Source organism: Micromonospora sp. WMMD729, from assembly GCF_049315225.1.
Lineage (GTDB): Bacteria > Actinomycetota > Actinomycetes > Mycobacteriales > Micromonosporaceae > Micromonospora.
In genome coordinates this window covers 3,557,900-3,581,222 of the sequence record NZ_CP186059.1, presented here as the reverse complement: position 1 = coordinate 3,581,222, position 23,323 = coordinate 3,557,900, and the positions used below count along the sequence as shown (strand labels likewise).

Genomic DNA, 23,323 nt, shown 5'->3' with positions numbered 1-23,323 from the left:
CGAGGATGACATCCGAGACGTTACGGCCCTCGCCGCCGGCGCCACCCGACGCCGCGCGGGAGGCCACCGTCCCCGCCCCGCGCGCGCCCCGTCGGCGGCGCACCTGGCGACAGGCGCTGCGCCGGGACTGGCAGCTCTACTCACTGGCCGTCGTTCCATTGCTGTTCTTCCTGGTCTTCCGGTACCTCCCGATGATCGGGAACATCATCGCGTTCCGCCGGTTCAAGCCGGGCGGGAGCATCTTCGGTGAGTACTGGGTCGGGCTGCGGTACTTCCGGATGTTCCTCACCGACCCGACGTTCTGGGACGTCTTCACCAACACCCTGGTGCTCGGCACGCTGACCCTGGTGTTCTGCTTCCCGTTGCCGATCATCCTCGCGCTGCTGCTCAACGAGGTACGTGCCCGGCGGCTGCGGCGGTTCGTGCAGTCCGTGTCCTACCTGCCGCACTTCCTGTCGATCGTGATCGTCGCGGCGATGGTCATGCAGTTGACCTCCGTCGACGGGACCGTCAACCAGATCGTGCAGGCCGCCGGCGGCGACGCGGTGCCGTTCCTGCAACGCGCCGAGTGGTTCCGGACGATCTACGTGTCGTCCGAGGTCTGGCAGACGGTCGGCTGGGGCACCATCCTCTACCTCGCCGCGCTCACCACCGTCGACGACGACCTGTACGAGGCGGCCCGTATCGACGGCGCCAACCGGTGGCGGCAGACCTGGCACGTCACGCTCCCGGGCATCCGACCCACCATGGTCACGTTGCTGATCCTCAACATCGGCACCTTCATGGCGGTCGGGTTCGAGAAGATCCTGCTGCTCTACAACCCGCTCACCTACCCGACCGCCGACGTGCTCTCGACGTACCTGTTCCGGATGGGCTTCGGGTCCAGCAACTTCAGCTACGCCGCCGCCATCGGGCTGTTCGAGGCGGTCATCGGGCTGACGCTTGTCCTGACGGCGAACCTGATCGCCCGACGCACGGTGGGGACGAGCCTGTGGTGACCGTCGACGCCACCGACACCGCCCCCGCCGGCGACCTGCCCGCCCGCGTCCGGCCCCGCGGTATCCGGCCCACCCGGGGCTACCGCATGTTCCAGGCCGCCAACGCGGTCGTGCTCACCATCGTGGTGGTGGCGACCCTCTACCCGTTCGTCAACGTGGTGGCCCGCTCGCTCAGCGACGAGGGGTACATCATCGCCGGCCAGGTCAACCTCGTGCCGCGCGGGTTCAACCTGGACACCTACCGGCTCGTGCTGCACGACTCGCTGTTCTGGACGAACTACCGCAACACCGTCTTCTACACGGTCGTCGCCACGACCATCTCGATCGTGCTGACCACCTGCTACGCCTACGTCCTGTCCAAGAAACACCTGCGGGGTCGTACCGCGCTGATCGGCATCGCGGTCTTCACCATGTTCTTCACCGGCGGCCTGATCCCCAACTACGTGCTCGTCACCAGCCTGGGCATGAAGAACACCGTCTGGGCCATCGCGGTGCCCAACGCGATCAACGTGTTCAACCTGCTGGTGATGAAGGCGTTCTTCGAGTCGCTACCCACCGACCTGGAGGAGGCCGCCGCCGTCGACGGGCTCAACACGTACGGCATCCTGCTGCGCATCGTGCTGCCCCTGTCGAAGGCGATCGTCGCCACCATGGTGCTGTTCTACGCCGTCGCCTTCTGGAACTCCTGGTTCGCCGCCTTCCTCTACATGGACCGGCAGGAGTTGTGGCCGGTGACCGTCTACCTGCGCAACCTGATCGCCGGGGCCACCGGAGCGGAGAACGTCGGCGCGATCGCCGAGGCCGACGAGGTGCAGGCCGAGGCGACGCTCAAGTCCGTGACGATCGTGCTCACCACCCTGCCGATCCTCCTGGTGTACCCGTTCGTCCAGCGGTACTTCGTCCGCGGCGTGATGCTCGGCGCCGTGAAGGGCTAGCCAGCCCGTCCACCCCTTTTCCCTCCACCGAACCCGAAAGGACCGCCATGCTCCACCGATCGTGGCGCCGCGTCGCGACAGCGGTAGCCGTGCTGCTCACGGCGACCAGCATCGCCGCCTGCAGTGATGATCCGTCCGACGCCAAGGACCTGTCGGAGAACAAAGCCGGTGCGATGGCCGACTACGGCATCGGCAAACAGTTCAAGGCGAGCGAGCCGGTCTCCTTCTCGATCCTGTACAACAACCACCCGAACTACCCGCTGCGCGAGGACTGGCTCTTCTGGTCGGAGCTGAAGTCGCGGACCAACGTCAGCCTCACCCCGGTCGCCGTGCCGCTGAGCGACTACGAGCAGAAGCGCAGCCTGCTGATCGGCGCCGGTGACGCGCCGATGATCATCCCGAAGACGTATCCGGCGCAGGAGGACGCGTACGTCTCGTCGGGTGCGATCCTGCCGGTCAGCGACTACCTGGACCTCATGCCGAACCTGCAGGACAAGATCTCGAAGTGGAACCTGAAGCCCGAGATCGACACGCGGCGTCAGGAGGACGGCAAGTTCTACCTGCTGCCCGGCCTGCACGAGAAGCCCTGGCACGACTACTCGCTGGCGATCCGCACCGACATCCTCGACGAGCTGAAGCTGAGCCCGCCGAAGACCTGGGACGAGCTGTACACGGTGCTCAAGGCGATGAAGGCCAAGTACCCGGACGTCTACCCGTTCTCGGACCGGTGGAGCAAGCCCAACCCGGCCGGTAACCTGCTCAACCTCCTGGCCGTGTCGTACGGCCTGCAGGGCGCGGGCTGGAACTTCCAGCACACGAGCTGGGACGCCGACACCAAGAAGTTCGTCTACACCGGCGCGAGCGACAAGTACAAGCAGATGCTCCAGTACCTCAACAAGCTGGTGACGGAGAAGCTGCTCGACCCGGAGAGCTTCACCCAGACCGACGACCAGGCCCGGCAGAAGCTCGCCAACAGCAAGTCCTTCGTGATCAGCGCCAACGCGCAGGCCGTGGTGAACGACTACCGCCCGGACCTGGCCAAGACCAACCCCAAGGCCAAGATCACCAAGATCCCGCTGCCGATCGGGCCGGCCGGTGAGATCAACCCGGCCAGCCGGATGGAGAACGGCGTGATGATCTCCTCGAAGGCCCGCGACAGCAAGAACTTCGTGGCGATGATGCAGTTCATCGACTGGCTCTGGTATTCGGACGCCGGCCAGGAGTTCGCCAAGTGGGGCGTCGAGGGGACGACCTTCGTGCGGGACTCCGCCGGCATGCCCAAGCTGGCGCCCGACGTCAACGTCATCGGGCTCAACCCGAAGGCCACCAAGCACCTGCAGAAGGACTTCGGCTTCTACAACGGGGTCTTCGCCTACGGCGGCAAGCCGGAGCTGGTGCAGGGCTTCTTCTCGCCGGAGGAGCAGGAGTTCCAGAAGGTCATGAACGCCCGTACCCCGGTCGCGGTGCCCCCGCCGCACCCGCTGAGCGACGAGGAGCGGGAGCAGGCGTCCCTCTGGGAGACGCCGCTGAAGGACGCCGTCTACCAGGCGACCCTGCAGTTCGCGTTGGGCCAGCGGGACTTCGCCCAGTGGGACGCCTACGTGGCCGAGCTGAAGGGCAAGAACATGGACGCCTACCTGGACATGGTCAACAAGGCGTACGAGCGTTACCAGAAGGACCACCGCTGAGGTGTCGGCCGGTCCGGTGACGCGCCCGGACCGGCCGACCACGGCGGCCCGCGCGACCGGCGCGGGTCGCCGCACCGACCCGGGAGGAGGACGACGGTGAACGACACGACGCACGTTGGGCGGCAACTCGGCGACGGACCCCTGTCCCGGTTCGCGTCGCGCGTCTACATCCTGCTCGTGGTCGAGGTGCTGCTCCTGCTCACCACCCTGCCCGCCCTGCTCGCGCTGCTGCTGCTCGACCGTGACCCCAGCAACCTGCTGCTGGTCGCGCTGCTGCTCACGCCGGTCGGGCCGGCGATCTCCTCCGCCCTGTACGCCCTGCGCCACCAGCGGCCCGACCTGACCGACCTGCGACCCGCCGCGCTGTTCTGGCGGGGTTACCGGAGCAACGTCGGGGGCGCACTGCGGGTCTGGGCGCCGGCGCTGCTGTGGCTGACGGTGCTCGCGCTGAACCTCGCCTACCGCGACGCGGTCGGTCTGCCGAGCTGGTGGGTGGTGCCGCTGGTGCTGGTCGCGGTCGGGGTGATCCTCTGCGCGCTCAACGCGCTGGTGATCACCTCATTGTTCGAGTTCCGCACCCGGGACGTCCTGCGCCTGGCCGTGCACTTCCTCGTCCGGACCCCCGGCGTCACCGTCGGCAACGCCCTGCTGCTCGCGGCGGCGGCCGGGATCACCGCGGTCTTCTCCGAGGCGGTGCTGGCGCTGCTCGCCTCGGTCGTCGCCCTGGGGGTCCTGCGCGTCGCCGACCCGATGGTCCACCTGATCCGGAAGGAGTTCACCGCGTGAGCGCGTACGACTCGATGGACCTGGAGGAGCCGGTGTTCGTGGCGGAGCCGCCCGACGTCGAGGATCCACGCGTACACCCCGCCTGGCTGCCGCCGGAGGCGTTCCGGGCCCTCGGCGCGCGGCGCGTCCTCGTGCACGGTGACGGGCTGCTCGTCGACACCGTGCTCGACGAGGTGACCCGCGCCTGCACGCGCTACGGCGGGCGGGTGTGGCATTCACCCTCCTGGGACGTCGACGTCGACCTGGTGCTCACCCTGCGCGGGGCGGGTGAGCTGCCCAGTTCAGCGGTCGAGGCGGCCCGCGCGGCGGGGGAGGCGGCGCTCGCCGACGTCGGCGACGGTGAGCCGCTCGGCGACGAGGGTTTCCTGCTGGCCCGCAGCGGCGAGACGACGGTGGTACTGGCCGACGCGCCCGCCGGCCTCCTGTACGGGCTGTTCCACGTCGTACGGCTCTGCGCGGCGGCGTTCGACCCGGCCCGTCCACCCGAGCTGCACCGGCCCGCGCTGCGCCGACGCATGCTCAACCACTGGGACAACGTGGCCGTGCACCCGGTGATGGGCCAGGTAGAACGGGGGTACGCGGGCGGCTCGATCTTCTGGGCTGGTGGCCGTCCGCGCGGGGACCTGGCCCGGATCCGGGAGTACGGGCGGCTGCTGGCCGCCAGCGGCATCAACGCCATCTCGGTGAACAACGTCAACGTGGGCCGGGCCGAGGCGCTGCTGCTCACCGACCGGCTCGGTGACGTGGCCCAGATCGCGGACGTGCTGCGTCCGTACGGCATCCGGGTGCACCTGGCGGTCACCTTCGCCGCGCCGATGGTCCTCGGCGGACTGCCCACCGCCGACCCGTTCGACGAGGAGGTCCGCGCCTGGTGGGCGGCCACCACCCGGCGCGTCTACACGCGCATCGGTGACTTCGGCGGCTACCTGGTGAAGGCCGACTCGGAGGGGCAGCCCGGCCCGTTCAGCTACGGGCGTGACCACGCCGACGGGGCGAACCTGCTCGCCGAGGCGCTCGCCCCGTACGGGGGAGTGGTGCACTGGCGGGCGTTCGTCTACAACCACCACCAGGACTGGCGGGACCGGTCCACCGACCGCGCCCGGGCCGCGTACGACCACTTCACCCCGCTCGACGGTCGGTTCCGTACCAACGTGGTCCTGCAGGTGAAGTTCGGCCCGGTGGACTTCCAGACGCGCGAGCCGGTGTCGCCGGTTCTCGCCGCCATGCCGGCCACCCGGGTCGCCGTGGAGGTGCAGGTCACCCAGGAGTACACCGGTCAGCAGCGGCACGTCTGCCACCTCGGCCCGTGCTGGGGCGAGGTGCTGAGCTTCGCGCCGTGGGGGCCCGGTGGGCGCACCATCGCCGACGTGGTCACCGGTGAGGCGGGCATGGGTGGCGGCCTGGTCGCCGTCGCCAACACCGGTGACGATCCCTTCTGGACCGGACATCCACTGGCGCAGGCCAACCTCTACACGGTCGGCCGGCTCGCCTGGAATCCGCGGCTCGACCCGACGACGATCCTCGACGAGTGGATGACGTTGACGTTCCCACCGTCGGCGACAGCCGACCCGGAGCTGGTCCGGCGGACGCTGCACGAGATCATGGACGACTCCTGGCGCACCTACGAGCGGTACACCGCCCCGCTGGGTGTCGGCTTCATGGTCCACCCCGGCGACCACTACGGCCCGGACGTCGACGGGTACGAGTACTCGCGGTGGGGCACCTACCACTTCGCCGACCGCGACGGCGTGGGCGTGGACCGCAGTCGCGCCTCGGGCACCGGCTTCGCCGGCCAGTACCCGCCGTACTGGGCCGACGTGTACGAGTCGCCGCAGACCTGCCCGGACGAGTTGCTGCTGTTCTTCCACCATGTGCCGTACGACCACGTCCTGCACAGCGGGTCGACGGTCATCCAGCACATCTACGACACCCACTTCGCGGGCGTCGAGGAGGTGGCGGTGATGCGACGCCGGTGGCAGACCCTGAACGGGATGATCGACCCGGCCGTGTACGAGCGGGTGGCCGAGCGCCTCGACGAGCAGGTGCGCAGCGCCACCGAGTGGCGGGATCAGATCAACACGTACTTCTTCCGCAAGTCCGGGGTGCCCGACGCGCGGGGGCGGCGGATCTACTGACCGGGGTGGCTCACCAGGGGTGCACGGTGCCGTCCTCCAGCCGGTTCACCGGCAGGTAGGCGGGCGCGTAGGGGTAGCGGGCCGCCGCCTCCTCGTCGATGTCGACGCCCAACCCGGGCGTCTCGGCGGGGTGCAGGTAGCCGTCGGCGAAGTGGTACCCGTGCGGGAACACCTCGTCGGTCTCCGCGGTGTGCCGCATGTACTCCTGCAGGCCGAAGTTGGGGATCGAGACGTCGAGCTGCAGCGCGGCGGCCATGCAGACCGGCGACAGGTCGGTGGCCCCGTGCGAGCCGCTGCGGACGTGGTGCAGCGCCGCGAGGTCGAAGATGCGGCGCAGGTGGGTGATCCCGCCGGCGTGCACCACGGTGGCCCGGATGTAGTCGATGAGCTGCTCGCGGATGAGCTGGGCGGCGTCGAAGACGCTGTTGAACACCTCGCCCACGGCGATCGGCGTGGTGGTGTGCTGCCGGATCAGCCGGAAGCCCTCCTGAAGGTCGGCCGGGACCGGATCCTCCATCCAGGTCAGCGCGTACGGCTCCAGGCTGCGGCCGAGCCGGGCCGCCTCGATCGGGGTGAGCCGGTGATGCACGTCGTGCAGCAGCCGCAGGGTGGGGCCGAACTCGTCGCGCACCCGCGCGAACACGCCCGGCACGTGTGCCAGGTACCGCTGCGTCGACCAGGTGGCCTCGCTGGGCAACGCCGCGTCGGCCGGCTCGTAGAAGAGCTTGTCGGCGCTGACCCCGTACGTCTTGGGCAGGCCCGGCACACCGCACTGCACCCGCACGGCCCGGTAGCCGAGGTCGACATACCGGGCGACCTCGACCAGCACCTCCTCGACGGTCTCGCCGTTGGCGTGGCCGTACACCGTGACGCCCTCGCGGGACCGGCCGCCGAGCAGTTGGTAGACCGGCAGGCCCGCCACCTTGCCCTTGATGTCCCACAGGGCGGTGTCCACCGCGGCGATCGCGCTCATGGTGACCGGCCCGCGCCGCCAGTACGCCCCCTGGCACAGGTACTGCCAGGTGTCCTCGATCCGGGCCGGGTCCCGGCCGATCAGCAGCGGCGCCACATGGTCGCGCAGGTACGACGCGACGGCCAGCTCCCGGCCGTTGAGGGTGGCGTCCCCGACGCCGGTGACCCCCTCGTCGGTGACGATCTTGAGGGTGACGAAGTTGCGGCCCGGACAGGTCACGATGACCCGGGCGTCGACGATCTTCACTCGATCTCCTTCAAGCCCGCGCGAGTCGGGTGAGGACGCTCGCAGGGGGTCCGCGCCGAGACGGTCTGCTTATCGGGAACGTGCCGATAATATCCCGCCATCGGTCGCTGTCGAACGGTCCCGCCGGCCGGGATGAGCGTGCAGGTGACCGCGCAAACCCTTGCGCCGAAAGGTTTCCGAGAACCTTGACAATCGAGTTGGCTCGATTGAAGCTGACATCGGTCACGCGAGCCGCGGTCACGGTCGGGCGAAGGGCAGTCCTCGACTAACCCCCTTCCATGCGCCATTCTCCCGAGGAATCGCGAACCATGACACTGAAGACAAGGCTGCTCGGCGTCCTCACGGCGGTCGCGACGGTCGCCGCCGCCGCGCTGGCGTTCGCCACGCCCGCGTCGGCCGCGACGCTCACCCAGGTGACCGGCTTCGGCAGCAACCCCACAAACCTCCAGATGCACCTGTACGTCCCGGACCGGGTGTCGTCCCGACCGGGCATCCTGCTCGCCCTGCACTACTGCACCGGATCGGGCCCCGCCTTCTACTCCGGCACGCAGTACGCCCAACTCGCCGACCGGTACGGCTTCATCGTCATCTACCCGTCGGTGACCCGCAGCAGCAAGTGCTGGGACGTGGCCTCGCCGCAGGCGCTGCGCCGGGGTGGCGGAAGCGACCCGGCCGGGCTCATGTCGATGATCGACTACGTCAAGCAGCGGTACTCCGCCGACCCGGACCGCGTCTTCGCCACCGGCACCTCGTCGGGCGCGATGATGACCAACGTCATGCTCGGCGACTACCCCGACGTGTTCGCGGCCGGCGCGTCCTTCGCCGGGGTGCCGTTCGCCTGTTTCGCCACCGGGGGCAGCTCGGAGTGGAACAGCCAGTGCGCGAACGGGCAGCTCATCAAGACCGCCCAGCAGTGGGGGGACCTGGTCCGCGGGGCGTACCCCGGCTACAACGGCCGGCGGCCGCGGATGCAGATCTGGCACGGCACGAGCGACGACACCCTGCGCTACCCGAACTTCGGTGAGCAGGTCAAGCAGTGGACCAACGTGCACGGTCTGAGCCAGACCCCGACGTACACCGACTCTCCGCAGTCGGGTTACACCCGCACCCGGTACGGCAGCAGCGGCCCGATGGCTCCGGTCGAGGCGATCAGCATGCAGGGCGTCACGCACAACATCCCCGTCGACGCCGCCCAGGTGATCCGCTTCTTCGGCCTCGACGGCACCGCCCCGCCGACCACCCCGCCGACCACCCCGCCGCCGACGACGCCTCCGCCGACGACCCCGCCGCCGACCACGCCGCCTCCGACCACGCCGCCGCCCACGACGCCGCCCCCGACCACGCCGCCGCCCGGCGCGGGCGCCTGCCGGGTGACGTACACGGTCAACGCCTGGAACAACGGACTCACCGCGGCCATCTCGGTCACCAACACGGGCAGCAGCGCGATAAACGGCTGGGCCCTGACCTTCACGCTGCCCGGCGGTCAGACCATCACCGGCGGCTGGAACGCCAGCTACTCGCCGACCAGCGGCGCGGTGACCGCCCGCAACGTCTCCTACAACGGCACCATCGCCCCGAACACCTCGGTCGACATCGGCTTCCAGGCCACCCACACCGGTGACGCCGGCAAGCCCACGGCCTTCGCCCTCAACGGGGCCACCTGCTCGGTCTCCTGACCCCTGCGCACACCCAGATGGAGTCACCCGAATGCGAAACATGAGATGGAGGGCGGCGTCCAGAGCCGCCGTCGCGCTGGCCGGGGCGGGCACGCTCGCCGCCGGCATGGCGCTGGTCCTGACGGCGCCCGCCGCCGCCGGGACCACGCTCGGCGCGTCCGCCGCCGAGAAGGGCCGCTATTTCGGTACGGCGGTGGCCGGTTTCAAGCTCTCGGACAGCGCGTACACCACGATCCTGAACCGTGAGTTCAACATGGTGACGGCCGAGAACGAGATGAAGATCGACGCCACCGAGCCGCAGCAGAACCGGTTCAGCTACGGCTCGGCCGAGCAAATCGTCAACCACGCCCGCAGCCGTGGCATGCAGGTACGCGGGCACACGCTGGCCTGGCACGCCCAGCAGCCGAGTTGGATGCAGGGCATGAGCGGCACCGCCCTGCGGCAGGCGATCCTGAACCACGTGACGCAGGTCGCCACGCACTTCCGGGGGCAGATCTACTCCTGGGACGTGGTGAACGAGGCGTTCGCCGACGGCAACTCCGGCGGTCGGCGCGACTCGAACCTCCAGCGCACCGGCAACGACTGGATCGAGGCCGCGTTCCGGGCGGCCCGGGCCGCGGACCCGGGCGCGAAGCTCTGCTACAACGACTACAACATCGACAACTGGACGTGGGCCAAGACGCAGGGCGTCTACAACATGGTCCGCGACTTCAAGTCCCGTGGCGTGCCGATCGACTGCGTCGGCTTCCAGTCGCACTTCAACAGCGACTCCCCGTACGTCAGCAACTACCGCACCACGCTGTCGAGCTTCGCGGCGCTGGGCGTGGACGTGCAGATCACCGAGCTGGACATCGAGGGCGCCCCGGCTAACACGTACCGCAGCGTGGTCGAGGACTGCCTCGCGGTGGCCCGCTGCAACGGCATCACCGTGTGGGGCATCCGGGACAGCGACTCGTGGCGGTCCTACCAGTCGCCGCTGCTGTTCAACAACAGCGGGCAGAAGAAGCCCGCGTACGACGCCGTGCTCGCCGCGCTGAACAGCGGCACCAACCCGACAACCCCGCCGCCCACCACCACCCCGCCGCCGACGACCCCGCCGCCCAGCGACCCGCCGCCCACGACCCCGCCACCGGGACAGGGCGACTGCTCCGCCTCCGTGACGGTGAACCAGTGGAACGGTGGCTTCGTGGCGAACGTCCGGGTGACCGCCGGCTCCTCGGCCCTCAACGGGTGGACCGTGACGATCGACCTGCCGTCCGGCGCGACCGTCACCAACGCCTGGAGCGCCGACCGCAGCGGTAACAGCGGCACGACGAACTTCAGGAACGTCTCCTACAACGGCCAGGTCGCTGCCGGACAGTCCACCGAGTTCGGCTTCCAGGGCACCGGCACCGCCGGCACCCTGACCCCCACCTGCGCCCCCGCCTGAACCCCACCCCACCCAGTCCCACTTTCGTGATCAAGAGGTTCGCGTCACCCGCCCCGGCGTGTCGTGACGCGAACCTCTTGATCACCGGGGCTCAAGCGGGGGTGGGGTGGGTGGGTCAGCCGTCGATGCGGGTGATGTTGCGGATCTTGTTGGAGGCGTCCAGGGCGGCGACCTTGTAGGCCTCGGCCAGGGTGGGGTAGTTGAACACCGCGTCGATGAGGTAGTCGATGGTGCCGCCGCAGCCCATCACGGACTGCCCGATGTGGACGATCTCGGTGGCGGCGGTGCCGAACACGTGCACGCCGAGCAGCCGGCCGTCCTCGGGGGAGACCAGCAACTTCAACATCCCGTACGAGTCGCCGACGATCTGGCCACGGGCCAACTCGCGGTAGCGGGCGATGCCCACCTCGAACGGCGTCGACGCCTCGGTCAGCTCGGCCTCGGTCTGGCCGACGAAACTGATCTCCGGGATGGTGTAGATGCCGATGGGTTGCAGGCCGTGCATCTCCCGGATCGGTTCGCCGCAGGCGTGCTGGGCGGCCAGTCGACCCTGCTCCATCGAGGTGGACGCCAACGCCGGGAAGCCGATCACGTCACCCACCGCGTAGATGTGCTCGACGGACGTCCGGTAGTGGGCGTCGACGCTGATCCGGCCGCGTCGGTCCGCGGTCAGCCCGGCCGCCTCCAACGCCAGGTCGTCGGTCTGACCCTGCCGGCCCGCCGAGTACATGACGGTGTCCGCGACGATCTTCTTGCCGCTCTTGAGGATGCACAACGCCGCCGTCTGGTGCTTCTCCACGGCGGCCACCTCCTCGCCGAAGCGGAACGCCACCGACAGGTCGCGCAGGTGGTACTTCAACGACTCGACGATCTCCTCGTCGCAGAACTCGAGCATCCGCTCGCGGCGTTCGACGACTGTCACCTTGGTGCCCAGGGCCGCGAACATCGACGCGTACTCCATGCCGATCACACCGGCGCCGACCACGACCATGCTGCGGGGTACGGCCTGGAGGTTGATGACGCCGTCGGAGTCCACGATGGTCCGCTCGTCGAAGTCGACGCTGTCCGGGCGGGCCGGGCGGGTGCCGGCCGCGATGACGGCCTTGTCGAAGGTCACCTTCGACTCCCGCCCGGAGCCCGCGTCGACCCAGATGGAGTGCGCGTCCGCGAAGCGGCCGGTACCGGTGATCATCGCGATCCGGTTGCGGGCGAGCTGGTTGCGGATGACGTCGGTCTGCCGGGTGATGACGTGCTGGGTCCGGGCGGCCAGGTCGCTGACCGTGATCTCCTCCTTGACCCGGTAGCTGCTGCCGTACAGGTCGCGCTGGCTCAGGCCGGTCAGGTAGAGCACGGCCTCGCGCAGCGTCTTGGACGGGACGGTGCCGGTGTTGATGCACACCCCACCGAGCATGTCGCGGCGGTCCACGATGGCAACCCGCCGGCCGAGCTTGGCGGCGGCGATCGCGGCCTTCTGACCGCTGGGTCCGGAGCCCAGCACCAACAGGTCGTAGTCATACACGATCGTTAGCGTCGCAAGATGTCGCCGTCGACACCAGACCCCGGACGCGAGCGTTACTCGTCTGCCGCCACGCAGACGCCGCCGTTGAGCGTGACCTCCTCCGGCAGTTGGGTGCCGGTGGCGACGATGCCCAGCGACACCGTGCCGCCGGGTCTGATCACCGCGTTGTGGCTGGTGTTGCGGACCCGCAGGTAGCTGTTGTTCGGCCGGTCCACGACCTGCGCGCCCCACAGCGCCCGCACCTCCTGGCTGGCCCAGAACCGCCAGGTCATCGTCCAACCGTTCACCGCCGTCGTGCCGGTGTTCTCGACCGCGAGGTACGCCACGAAGCCGTCCGGCCACTGTCGGACGACGGTGCGGACCGCGCAGCTCGGCGGGGGCGGCAGGGTGGTCACGGTGACCGGCGGGGACAGCGCCGACCAGTTGCCCGCCTCGTCGCGGGCGCGCACCACGAAGGTGTACGTCGTGTTCGGCGTCAACCCGCTGACCTGGGTGCTGGTACGCCCTGGCGGGTGCTGGTAGACCTCGCTGACCCGGGTCAGCGCGCCGCCGGCGTCGACCCGGTACACCTCGTACCGGTCGAGCACGACGTTGTCGGTCGACGGGGTCCACCGCAGCCACACCAGGGTCGCGGCGACGTCGTACGCGACCGGCTGGCCGGGCGCGCTCGGCGGCTGGGTGTCACCCGGTGGCATGGTCAGCCGCAGCGTCGGGTTCGACACCGACCGGTTGCCCGCCGCGTCCAGCCCCGCGACGCTCAGGGTGTAGGTGCGGGACGGGAGCAGGCCGGTGATGCGGATGCTGGTGGTGTCGGTCGAGTACGCCCGGCCGGTGTCCTCGAACAACGCCGAGACTGCGTAGCCGACCACTCCCACGTTGTCGGTCGACGCGGCCCAGGTCAGCTCGACCCAGGTGGTGTCGATGTCGGTGACCGTGATCGGGCCAGGGGCGGTGGGGCGCTCGGTGTCGTCCGCGGCGTACGCCGGACCACCGGGGCCCAGCGCGGCGGTGGCGGCCACCAGCGCGGCGACGGCCAGGGCGACGGCCCGCGAGCGGGGCCATGGTCGGATTGGGTGCACGATGAATCCCTCGCCTCCGTTGTCCGCAGCGGGCCGGCGATTCACTGCCGTCGATTTTAGGACAGCGGACGATCTGAGGTTGCCCCGTCCCGCCACCCGTCCCGGCACCCGTCCTGCCGGCCGCCTGAGGCGGGCGGATGCCGGTGGGATTGGGCGGGCAGGGTGTTGTGCGGATCCTTTGGAGCTGAATCGTTTGCGGCATCGCCGGTGGTTCGACGATCGCGGCGCGGGGGTCGGGATGACGAAGGGTCGGAAGGACGGTAGGCAAACCGACAAGTCTCCGGCCCGGAGCCGACTCCCGATCGGACGTATCTGACCCGGGTAGCCCCACCTGCGCGGGCCCGCCGCGCTGGGGCGGCCCGACCCGCAGGTTCCCGCAAACCGGGCTGTTGGCGTGGTCGGAACGCCCCCACTTTCCTGAACCCGAGTCGATCGTGGACGTTGCTCCGCACCGGGTCGCCGACGTCGCGGCATCAGAGCGGCGGGACACCGCCAGATCGGGCCAGCCCTTCGGTGCCGGCAGTCCGGTGCCGGTGGTCTGGTGCCAGCGGTCCGGTGCCGGCGGCCTGGCGCCGGCGCTCCGGTGCCGGCGGGTGGGTGTCTCGGCGGTCCCACCGCCCTGGGGCTGATCGGCCCGGTCCGAATCGTTTGCGACATCAGCTCCAAAGGCTCCCCACAAGGCACCCGCCTCTCCTCCCGGGAGGTGGCACCAGCTCGCCGCCGGGTCGCTGTGCAGCGACCGGCAAGTGTCATCGGTGCGTGGCGCGATCGGAGCGGGGCAGCCGGTGGCGGTGGCCGCTAGCTGACCAGGCGGCGTTCCCAGGCCCAGGCGGCGATCTCCACCCGGTTCCGGGCCGGGAGCTTCGCCTGCACGCTGGCCAGGTGGGTCTTGACCGTGCCGACGGCGATGAAGAGCTGGCCGGCGATCTCGGCGTTGGTCAGGCCCCGGGCGACGAGCTTCACCACGTCCAGTTCCCGTGGGGACAGGCCCGCGTCGTCCCTCGGCGCGGTGGGCGAGCTGAGGTGCTCCAGCAGCCGTACGGTGATGGACGGGCTGATCAGCGCGTCGCCGGAGACGGCGGCGCGGACCGCCTCGACGAGCAGCGCCGGGCCGGAGTCCTTGAGCAGGAAGCCACAGGCGCCGTGGGACAGCGCGGTGTGCACGTACTCGTCGAGGTCGAAGGTCGTCACCACGACCACCCGCACCGGGTCGGCGACGCCCGGCCCGGCGAGCAGCCGGAGTGCCTCCAGGCCGTCGAGGCGGGGCATCCGGATGTCCAGCAGCACCACGTCCGGGCGCAACCGACGGGCCATCTCGACGGCCGCGATCCCGTCGGCGGCCTCACCGACCACCGCCATGTCCGGCTGCGCCCCGATGATCATGCCGAAACCGGTCCGGACCATGGCCTGGTCGTCGGCGATCAGCACCCGGATCACCGGGGCACCGCCGGGCGCAGGGGGAACGCGGCGTCGAGCACCCAGCCGCCGGAGACGCCCGGTCCGGCGGTGACCGTGCCGCCGAGGGCGCGTACCCGCTCGGTGAGGCCGACCAGGCCGAAGCCGTGCCCTCGGGTGGGCGCGGTGCGCGGGGTCGCGCCGTCGTCGGCGACCCGGACCAGCAGCCAGTCCGGCGTACGCCGCACCGACACCGCCACCGACCGGGCGTCCGGCGCGTGTTGGCGAGCGTTGGTCAGTCCCTCCATCACCACCCGGTACGCCGAGGTGGAGACCTCGACCGGCAGCCCGTCGAGCGGGCCGTCGACCGAGAGCCGGGCCGGCGCGTCGGTCGTGCCGTTGTGTCCCTCCAGCAGCGGCGCGAGGTCGGCCACCCCGGCCAGCGGGGCCAGCGGGGCGTCCGGCGGGGCATCCGGATTGCGGAGTACGCCGACCATCCGTCGCATCGAGGCCATCGTCTCGGCGCCGGCCCGTTCGATCTGCTCCAGGGCGACGATCACCCGTTGCGGATCCTGTTCGGCGACGAACCGGGCGCCCTGCGCCTGCACCACGATGCCGGTGACGTGATGGGCGATGAAGTCGTGCAGGTCGCGGGCGAACTCGGCGCGTTGCTCGGCGCGTACCAGCGCGATGGCCCGCTCCCGGCCGGTGGCGACGACGCGCAGGTAGATCCCGACGGCGGCCGCGCCGACCGCGCCGAGCGCCTGGAGCAGCCCGAAGATCACCAAGACGGGTTCGACGCCGCTGCGCAGCGGCAGTGCGGCGGCGGCGAGCGCGGCGACCACCGCCGCCCAGGGGGCGAGCCGGTCAGCACCCCACCGGGTCACCACGAACACCACCGCGACCATCCCGGCGGACTCGGCCAGTCCCCAGGTGCCGCCCAGCAGGTAACTCCCACGCGTGCTCAGCAACAGGAAGAACGCGGTGACGCTGAGTGAGACGACACCGAGCGCGAGCGCCGCGACCGGCAACGCCCGGGAGCCCTGCCGGTGCACGGGCAGCCAGATGACCGCCGTCGCCGCCGCCAACCCCACCTGCAACAGGGCCCGCAGCGCGTCGAGCATGCCCATCCCGCTGGCGATGCCGTACCGGAAGTCGAAGGCACACAGCAGGGCCAGCGCCGTCAGTCCGGCGAGCTGACCCAGGCGTACCCACCAGGTCGAGAAGATCGGCGCGTTCATCGTGACCCAGCGTAGCCACGCGGGTGGCCGGGACGGATCGGCCGAAAGACAGACCCACCACCCGCGTTCCCCGACCGTGGGCCGATGCGGTCGCCGCCCGGCGCGGGCGAGGCTTCCCCGGTCACACCGCAGCCACTGGAGGAACCATGACAACCCACGCCCCACCGCAGATCGGGCAGGCGGCCGTCGCGGCCGTCGACCTCGTGAAGGTGTACGGCGGCGGCGACACCGCCGTCCGTGCCCTCGACGGGGTCTCGGTCGCCTTCGGTCGGGCCGAGTTCACCGCGATCATGGGCTCGTCCGGCTCCGGTAAGTCGACGCTGATGCACTGCCTGGCCGGGCTGGACACGCCCACGTCCGGTCGGGTCCTGCTCGGCGGTACGGAACTGACCGGTCAGTCCGACCGGACGCTGACCCGGGCACGCCGCGACCGGATCGGGTTCGTGTTCCAGTCGTTCAACCTGCTGCCGCAGCTCACCGCCGCGCAGAACATCACCCTGCCGCTGGACCTCGCCGGCCGGGACGCCGACCGCGACCTGTTCGCGCACCTCGTCGACGTGCTGGGCCTCGGCCAGCGGCTCGGGCATCGACCCAGCGAGCTCTCCGGCGGCCAGCAGCAGCGGGTGGCGCTGGCCCGTGCCCTGGTGTCGCGTCCCGAGGTCGTCTTCGCCGACGAGCCGACCGGCAACCTCGACTCCCGCTCCGGGGCGGAGGTGCTCGCCATCCTGCGCGACTCGGTACGGGACCTGGGCCAGACGGTCGTCATGGTCACCCACGATCCGATCGCCGCCGCGTACGCCGACCGGGTGGTGCTGCTCGCCGACGGCCGGATCGCCGGCGAGGTCCACGAGCCGGACCAGGGCTCGGTCACCGACGCGCTGCGCGCCCTGGCGGTCGCGGCATGAGGGCGACCGTGCTGCGTACCCAGGTGATCGCCGCGGCTCGACGGCCGGGCCGGCTGATCCTCACCGGCCTGGCCGTCCTCGTCGCGTCCTTCGTCGTCTTCGGCGTGGTGCTGGCGCAGGACATCACCGAACGGACCGCCCGGGACACCCTCAGCGACACACCGGCCGCCACCGACCTGGTGATCGGTGACCCCGAACAGCCGCCGCCCGCCCTGACCGCGTTGCACGCCGTCCGGGCCGTGCCCGGCGTGGTCGAGGCGGTGGGTCGGGTGACCATCGGTGTCTCGGTCGGCGGGGGATACGTCAACCTTCAGGCGGACCCGGGTACCGGCCCGCTGGCCACGGTCCGGCTGGTCCAGGGCAGCTACCCCGACCGGCCCGGCGAGATCGCGGTCAGCCCCCGGACCGTCGAACGGATGGGGCTGACGGTCGGCACCGTGACCACCGGGAGAGGCGGCGAACTCGGCACCGAGACGCCGCTCACCGTCACCGGGGTGGTCGACACCCCCGCCGACGACGGCGCCAACGCGTACGCGCCGGACGACGTGGTGGCCGGGTGGGCTCACCTGAGCAGCGTGGAGCGGATCGACCTGCGGGCCGCCCCGGGCGCGACGCAGACGGTTCGTCAGCGCCTGACCACGACGGTTCCCGCCGGGGTGCCGGTCCGCTCGGGGGCCGAGGTCCGCGACACCGAGGCCGACGCGGCGGCCGAGCAGGTCGGGCGGCTGTTCGCGCTGGTCGGCATGTTCGTCGGGATCGCGGTGGCCGCCGCCGCTCTGGTGGTCACCTCCACCTTCCGCATCGTCTTCGCCCAGCGGATGCAGCACCTCGCGCTGCTGAGGGCGGTCGGCGCGGGCCGGGGCGCGTTGGTGGGCGCGCTCACCGCCGAGGGGGCCCTGACCGGGTTGGTCGCCGGTGTCGTCGGGGTGGCCGCCGCCCTGGCCGTCGGGCAGGCGCTCCCGCCGCTGCTGCGCGCCTTGGGCACGGTGGTGTCGTCGCCGGGGCTGCCGCTGACGGCGGCGGTCGCGGTGGTGGTCGGGGCGGTCGTCCTGACCGTGGCGGCGGTCCTCGCCCCGGCGTTCTCCGCCGCCCGGGTGTCGCCGCTGGAGGCGTTGCGGGCGGCGAGCGTCACCGCCGGACGGCGGGGCATCGGACCGGCGCGCCTGGTCTTCGGGGTCCTGCTGGTCCTCGGTGCGCTGCTGGCCGGGGTCGCGGCGGTACGCCGGATGCCGACACCGGACGCGGAATCCTACGACCCGATGGCCGGGCTGCTCCTGCTGGTCGCCTCGGGCGCGCTGGCGTTCTTCGCCCTGGTGGCCCTCGGGCCGCTGCTGGTGCGGCCGGTGCTGGCCGTGGCGGGCTGGCCGCTGCGTCAGCTCGGCGCCCTCGGGCGGTTGGCGGTCAGCGGGATCGGCGGCACCCCGCGTCGGGCCGCCGCCGTCTCCGTGGTGGTGGCGCTCGGGGTGACGCTGATCTCCGGGGTGATCATCGGTGGCGCGTCCATGCGGGTGGTCGCCGACCGCGACCTGGCCCTCTCCGCGCCGGCCGACTTCGAGGTGGCCTCCAGCGAGGGCGCGTCCCTGCCGGTCGCCGTCCTGGCCCGGGCGCGTACGACCAGCGCCGCGCTGGCCCGGGCGGTGCCGTACCGGATGGTCCACGACGTCGCGCTGTCGCGCGACGGAAAGCGCCTGGGCGACGCCGAGGTCGGGTTCTCCACGACCGACCTGGACCTGTCGGCGTTGCCGACCCTCGCCGACCTGCCCGTGGCGCAGGGCAGCCTCGCCGACCGGGGACCCGGCCGGGTCGTGCTCGGCGACCAGGTCGCCCGCGTCACCGGGCTGCGGGCCGGCGACACGGTCACCCTCGGCCGCGACACGTCGACCGTCGAGGTGCGGGTGGCGGCGGTTCTGCCCGGCCGTGGCCCCCTGTACGCGGGCATCCTCGCCAACCGGGCCGACCTGGACCGGATCGGAGGACCGACCGCGTACACCGGTCTGCTGGCGGACGCGGCCCGGACGGGCGAGGACGGCCGCACCGCCGGGGTGCGGGCGCTGCGGCAGGCGATCGGGACCGCCGCCGGGCTGCACATCAGCGTGCTCGCCGACGAGCGGGACCGGAACGACGCGGTGCTGAGCGCGCTGGTCTGGATCACCGCCGGGCTGGTCGGTCTCACCGTGCTGATCGCCGTGGTCGGGGTGGGGTCGACGACCGCGCTCTCGGTCGTGGAGCGGGTACGCGAGTCCGGGCTGCTGCGCGCCGTCGGTCTGTCCCGGGCCGGCCTGCGCACGATGTTGACCGTGGAGTCCGGCCTCTACGGGGTGATCGGGGCGACCTTCGGGCTGCTGCTCGGCGTCCCGTACGCCTGGTTGGCGGTGCGGGCGTTGGGGCTCGACGCGCCGTTGACGCTGCCGGTGCTGCCGCTGGTCGGGCTCTTCGCGGCGCTGGTCGGGCTGACCGCGCTGGCCGGCGTGCTGCCGGCGCGGCGGGCCGCGCGGGTCAGTCCGGTGGCGGCGCTGGGCGTCGAGGGCTGAGACCCGGTGGGGCGGGCCAGGGTTCGACGCCGGCCCGCCCCGGCGCGTCACGGGTGCATGGTCGCTCCCTTGAGGACCTTGTCGACCACGTTGCGCCCGGCGTGCAGGGCCAACCCCACCAGGTCGAGCTTGTCCCGGCCGACCGCCTGCACGGCGGCCCGGTTGTCCCGGTCGTTGCCGGTGGCGAACAGCTCGGACGTGAAGACCGCGAGCCGCAGTCCGCGCGCGAGAGCGCGGGAGTGCGCGTCGCTCAGGGTCGCGCGGCCGCCGGCGAAGACCAGCACCGGCTGGCGGAACATCGACAGGTACGCCGTGCCGTCCGCGTCGCGGTACTCGTCGCCGAGCAGCTCCGGTTCGGCGTGCGCGATGCCGCTGACCAGGAAGGCGGTGACGTTGAGGCGTTGCCAGCCGACGAGGTCGTCGCGGAGCAGCACGGCGATCTTGGTGGGAAAGCGGATCGGTTCGCTCATGCCGCTCAGCCTGCCGGCGCGTGCGCCCCCCGGTCTTGTACGTTCTTAGCATGGCCGCCCGGCCGATCGATTCGCAGGTCAGCGCGTGGCGACCCGCCGTCGCCGGGGTCGCCGAGGTCTTCCACGCCCATTTCGTGGACCACGCGTACCCACGGCACGTCCACGACGTGTGGACGCTGCTGATCGTCGACGACGGCGCGGTCCGCTTCGACCTCGACCGGCACCGGCACGGCGCGCTGCGCACGTCGGTCACCCTGCTGCCGCCGTACGTGCCGCACGACGGCCGTTCCGCCACGGCGAGCGGCTTCCGCAAACGCGTCCTGTACCTGGACACCTCGGCCCTGGCCCCCGACCTGGTCGGCCGGGCGGTGGACGAGCCGGACCTCGCCGATCCGCTGCTGCGGGACCGGATCCACCACCTGCACCACGTGCTCGCCGCCCCGGGCGAGGAGTTCGAGGCCGAGAGCCGCCTCGCGCTCATCCTGGACCGGCTGCGCGTCCGACTCCACGAGCGGACGTCGGCCAGCGCGGTACCCGCCGGGTCCGGCCTCGCCGACCGGCTCCGCGACCTGCTGGACGCGCGGACCGTCGACGGGGTCACCCTGCGCGAGGCCGCCGAGCTGCTGCACGCCCACCCGACCCACCTCGTGCGGGCCTTCACCCGCGCTCACGGGCTGCCGCCGCACTCGTACCTGACCGGCCGCCGGGTCGAGCTGGCGCGTCGCCTGCTCCTCGCGGGTCAGCGCCCCGCGGAGGCGGCCACCGCCGCCGGGTTCTTCGACCAGGCCCACCTGACCCGGCACTTCCGGCGCTTCCTCGGCGTCACCCCGTCCCGCTATCCGGCGGCGTCGAGGCTCAGCCGAGCTGAGCGCCGATGACGGTGAGCAGCCGCAGCTTGTCGTCGCTCTCCGAGCCGGGCACAGCGGTGAACACCAGCAGCGTCTGCGACTCGTCCGGGTCGACAAGCGTCTGGCAGTGCAGCTCGACCGGCCCCACCTCGGGGTGCAGGAACCGCTTCGGCGGGCAGTAACCGGCCGGCACCGGGTGCTCCTGCCAGAGCCGGGTGAACTCCGTACTCCGTTCCAGCAGGTCGTCGACGAGCGTCGCCGCCCGCGAACCCCGGCCGTCCCGGGTGTACGCCGCGTGCAGGTGCCCGACCAGGAGCCGGCTCTGCGTCTCGTGGTCCTCGACCGGGTGCAACGCCCGCGCCCTCGGGTCGGTGAACCAGCGGTGGTGCGCGCTGCGGGCCAGCCCGGTGTGCCGAGTCTCGTCGCCGAGCAGCGCGACGGCCGGCGGGGTCTGCGCCAGGGTCTCGCCGAGGTGGTTCACCACCTGGGCCGGGGTGTCGTGCAGTCGGTCGAGGATCCGCATCATCCCCGGGTTGACGTGGTCGGCCCGGACGGCGCGGTGGGGTATGGCGTACCCGGCGAGTTGGAACAGGTGGTCCCGTTCGGCCCGGGAGAGCCGGAGGCCGCGGGCCAGGGCGGCGAGCATCTGCTCCGACGGGTGCGACCCGCGCTGCTGCTCCAGCCGGCTGTAGTAGTCGGTGGACATACCGCTCAACGCGGCGACTTCCTCGCGGCGCAGCCCACCGGTGCGTCGGCGCGGTCCCCGGGGCAGCCCGACGTCCTCGGGCTGGAGCGCCTCGCGGCGGGTCCGCAGGAAGCTGGCGATCTGGGCGCGGTTCACGATGATCTCCGATCGGTGGGTTGCCGACGCGGGCCGGCACCTGGCGGTAACACGCGGACCGGGGGACGGTGTTCCGGCCGGACCAGGGCCTTCGCGGTCCGGCCGGAGCATCCCGTCAACGCTGGATGGACTTGGTCTCCAGGAACTCCTCCAGGCCCATCCGGCCGAACTCGCGGCCGTTGCCGGACTGCTTGTAGCCGCCGAACGGGGCGAGCGGGTTCCACCGGCCGGCGTTCACGTCGACCTGTCCCACGCGCAGCCGCCGCGCGACCGCCAGCGCGTGTTCCGGCGCACCGAAGACACCGCTGGTCAGCCCGTACGACGTGCCGTTGGCGATGGACACGGCCTCCTCCTCGTCGGCGTACGGGATGATCGTGAGCACCGGCCCGAAGATCTCCTCCTGGGCGATAGCGGACGTCGGGTCCACGTCGGCGAAGATCGTCGGCTGGACGTAGGCACCGTCCGTCAGCTCGGCGGGCCGGTCCGGGCCGCCGAACACGAGCCGTGCCCCGTCGGCGATGCCCCGCTCGATGTATCCGACCACCTTGCGCCGGTGCGCCTCCGACGCCATCGGACCGACCCGGGTGGCCTCGTCGGTCGGGTCGCCGACGGTGTACTGCCGCGCCGCCTCCACGGCCAGCGCGACGACCTCGTCCTGGCGGGCGGCGGGCACCAGCATCCGGGGCCACGCGCCGCAGACCTGCCCGCCGTTGGAGAACGCCATCGCCAGGCCGGTGGTGACAGCCTTCGGCAGGTCGGCGTCGTCCAGGATGATGTTCGCGCCCTTGCCGCCCAACTCCAGCGCCACCCGCTTGACCGTCGCCGACGCCACTGCGGCGATCCGCTGCCCGGCCCGGGTGGAGCCGGTGAACGAGATCATGTCGATGTCCGGGTGGGCGGAGATCGCTTCGCCGACGACCGCGCCGGTGCCGTACACGACGTTGAACACACCGGCCGGTACGCCCGCCTCGGCGGCGACCTCGGCCAGGATCCGCGCCGTCAGCGGGGCGTTCTCCGACGGCTTGAACACCATCGTGTTGCCGGCCAGCAGCGCCGGCGCCAGCTTGGAGACGATCTGCTGGAGCGGGAAGTTCCACGGCGTGATCGCACCGACGACGCCGATCGGCTCCCTGACGACCAGCGAGTTGCCGATCTCCTCGGTCCAGGCGAAGCCGTCCGCCAGGCCGGCGAAGGAGTCGATCACCGCGGCCGGGAAGCCGACCTGTGCCGTACGCGACATCGTGATCGGAGAGCCCATCTCGGCGGTGATCGCCGACGCGATCTCCTCCGAACGGGCGGCGAGCCCCGCGCCGAGGCGGCGCAGGATCTCCGCCCGGTGCCCCGGCGTCGTGGTCGACCAGGCGGGGAAGGCGGCGCGCGCGGCGGCGACGGCGCGGTCGACGTCGGCGGTGGTACCGGCCGGGGTCTCGGCGACGACGTCCCCGGTGGCGGGGTTGACGACGGCAAGCGTGCCGGCCGAGCCGGCGACGGTCTCGTCACCGATCCAGTGGCCGGTGACGGTGTGCGGGTAAGTGGTCATGCCCCGACCGTGGCACCGCCGGACAGGCCCAACCAGGTGCGGTTCATCCCCGGTCCGGCTCTCCCTGGCTGAGCGTCGAGGACCCGGC

General features: G+C 71.5%; 18 protein-coding genes. 10 read left to right on the top strand and 8 right to left on the bottom strand.

All coding sequences use genetic code 11. The features are described 5' to 3' along the window. The first annotated feature begins 5 nt into the window (after window positions 1–5). From ACN263_RS16525 to ACN263_RS16505, 5 genes are all read left to right on the top strand, one after another. Entirely contained in the window at window positions 6–998 is a 993-nt protein-coding gene (locus ACN263_RS16525) for an ABC transporter permease (RefSeq protein WP_422735197.1), read from the top strand. Next, window positions 995–1,933 carry a carbohydrate ABC transporter permease gene (locus ACN263_RS16520; protein WP_422735196.1) on the top strand — a complete coding sequence of 313 codons (939 nt, stop codon included), beginning with the start codon at window positions 995–997 and terminating at the stop codon, window positions 1,931–1,933. The genes ACN263_RS16525 and ACN263_RS16520 overlap by 4 nt, the downstream gene beginning before the upstream one ends. Window positions 1,934–1,980: 47 nt before the next feature. Continuing rightward, window positions 1,981–3,621, top strand: a complete 1,641-nt coding sequence (locus ACN263_RS16515; protein WP_422735195.1) for an extracellular solute-binding protein — start codon at window positions 1,981–1,983, stop codon at window positions 3,619–3,621. 96 nt (window positions 3,622–3,717) lie between these two features. After that, entirely contained in the window at window positions 3,718–4,407 is a 690-nt protein-coding gene (locus ACN263_RS16510; RefSeq protein WP_422735194.1) for a hypothetical protein, read from the top strand. Then, window positions 4,404–6,542, top strand: coding sequence for an alpha-glucuronidase (locus ACN263_RS16505; protein ID WP_422735193.1), 2,139 nt, complete (start codon window positions 4,404–4,406; stop codon window positions 6,540–6,542). The genes ACN263_RS16510 and ACN263_RS16505 overlap by 4 nt, the downstream gene beginning before the upstream one ends. A gap of 10 nt (window positions 6,543–6,552) precedes the next feature. Here ACN263_RS16505 and manD read toward each other — a convergent pair whose 3' ends face one another. Further along, complete coding sequence (gene manD, locus ACN263_RS16500) at window positions 6,553–7,761, bottom strand: D-mannonate dehydratase ManD (RefSeq protein ID WP_422735192.1); 1,209 nt, start codon at window positions 7,759–7,761, stop codon at window positions 6,553–6,555. 308 nt (window positions 7,762–8,069) lie between these two features. Between manD and ACN263_RS16495 the strand changes: the two genes are divergently transcribed. Further along, a complete protein-coding gene (locus ACN263_RS16495; RefSeq protein WP_422735191.1) occupies window positions 8,070–9,437 on the top strand; it encodes a PHB depolymerase family esterase in 1,368 nt (455 codons plus the stop codon). A gap of 40 nt (window positions 9,438–9,477) precedes the next feature. Further along, complete coding sequence (locus tag ACN263_RS16490; RefSeq protein ID WP_422735190.1) at window positions 9,478–10,866, top strand: endo-1,4-beta-xylanase; 1,389 nt, start codon at window positions 9,478–9,480, stop codon at window positions 10,864–10,866. Window positions 10,867–10,981: 115 nt separating this feature from the next. Here ACN263_RS16490 and sthA read toward each other — a convergent pair whose 3' ends face one another. From sthA to ACN263_RS16470, 4 genes are all read right to left on the bottom strand, one after another. After that, the gene (gene sthA / locus ACN263_RS16485; protein ID WP_422735189.1) at window positions 10,982–12,385 is read right to left on the bottom strand and encodes a Si-specific NAD(P)(+) transhydrogenase; all 1,404 of its coding nucleotides are present in this window, start codon (window positions 12,383–12,385) and stop codon (window positions 10,982–10,984) included. A 53-nt stretch (window positions 12,386–12,438) separates the two neighbouring features. Then, a complete protein-coding gene (locus ACN263_RS16480) occupies window positions 12,439–13,464 on the bottom strand; it encodes a fibronectin type III domain-containing protein (RefSeq protein WP_422735188.1) in 1,026 nt (341 codons plus the stop codon). A 798-nt stretch (window positions 13,465–14,262) separates the two neighbouring features. Then, window positions 14,263–14,901, bottom strand: coding sequence for a response regulator (locus ACN263_RS16475; protein WP_422735187.1), 639 nt, complete (start codon window positions 14,899–14,901; stop codon window positions 14,263–14,265). Next, window positions 14,898–16,100: a sensor histidine kinase gene (locus ACN263_RS16470; protein WP_422735186.1), complete on the bottom strand. Its 1,203-nt coding sequence runs from the start codon at window positions 16,098–16,100 to the stop codon at window positions 14,898–14,900. The genes ACN263_RS16475 and ACN263_RS16470 overlap by 4 nt, the downstream gene beginning before the upstream one ends. A gap of 146 nt (window positions 16,101–16,246) precedes the next feature. On the opposite strand from ACN263_RS16470, the gene ACN263_RS16465 reads away from it, so the two are divergent. Both ACN263_RS16465 and ACN263_RS16460 read left to right on the top strand, forming a co-directional pair. Then, window positions 16,247–17,005, top strand: coding sequence for an ABC transporter ATP-binding protein (locus ACN263_RS16465; protein ID WP_422735185.1), 759 nt, complete (start codon window positions 16,247–16,249; stop codon window positions 17,003–17,005). Continuing rightward, the gene (locus ACN263_RS16460) at window positions 17,002–19,536 is read left to right on the top strand and encodes an FtsX-like permease family protein (RefSeq protein ID WP_422735184.1); all 2,535 of its coding nucleotides are present in this window, start codon (window positions 17,002–17,004) and stop codon (window positions 19,534–19,536) included. Before ACN263_RS16465 ends, ACN263_RS16460 begins: the two co-directional genes overlap by 4 nt. A 47-nt stretch (window positions 19,537–19,583) precedes the next feature. Here ACN263_RS16460 and ACN263_RS16455 read toward each other — a convergent pair whose 3' ends face one another. Next, window positions 19,584–20,006: a DUF2000 family protein gene (locus ACN263_RS16455; protein WP_422735183.1), complete on the bottom strand. Its 423-nt coding sequence runs from the start codon at window positions 20,004–20,006 to the stop codon at window positions 19,584–19,586. 50 nt (window positions 20,007–20,056) lie between these two features. On the opposite strand from ACN263_RS16455, the gene ACN263_RS16450 reads away from it, so the two are divergent. Further along, on the top strand, window positions 20,057–20,884 hold the full coding sequence (locus tag ACN263_RS16450; protein WP_422735182.1) for an AraC family transcriptional regulator: 828 nt from the start codon (window positions 20,057–20,059) through the stop codon (window positions 20,882–20,884). Here ACN263_RS16450 and ACN263_RS16445 read toward each other — a convergent pair. Beyond that, window positions 20,862–21,695: a helix-turn-helix transcriptional regulator gene (locus ACN263_RS16445; protein WP_422735181.1), complete on the bottom strand. Its 834-nt coding sequence runs from the start codon at window positions 21,693–21,695 to the stop codon at window positions 20,862–20,864. The genes ACN263_RS16450 and ACN263_RS16445 overlap by 23 nt on opposite strands. Before the next feature lie 115 nt (window positions 21,696–21,810). Then, entirely contained in the window at window positions 21,811–23,235 is a 1,425-nt protein-coding gene (locus ACN263_RS16440) for an aldehyde dehydrogenase family protein (RefSeq protein ID WP_422735180.1), read from the bottom strand. Window positions 23,236–23,323: the final 88 nt, after the last annotated feature.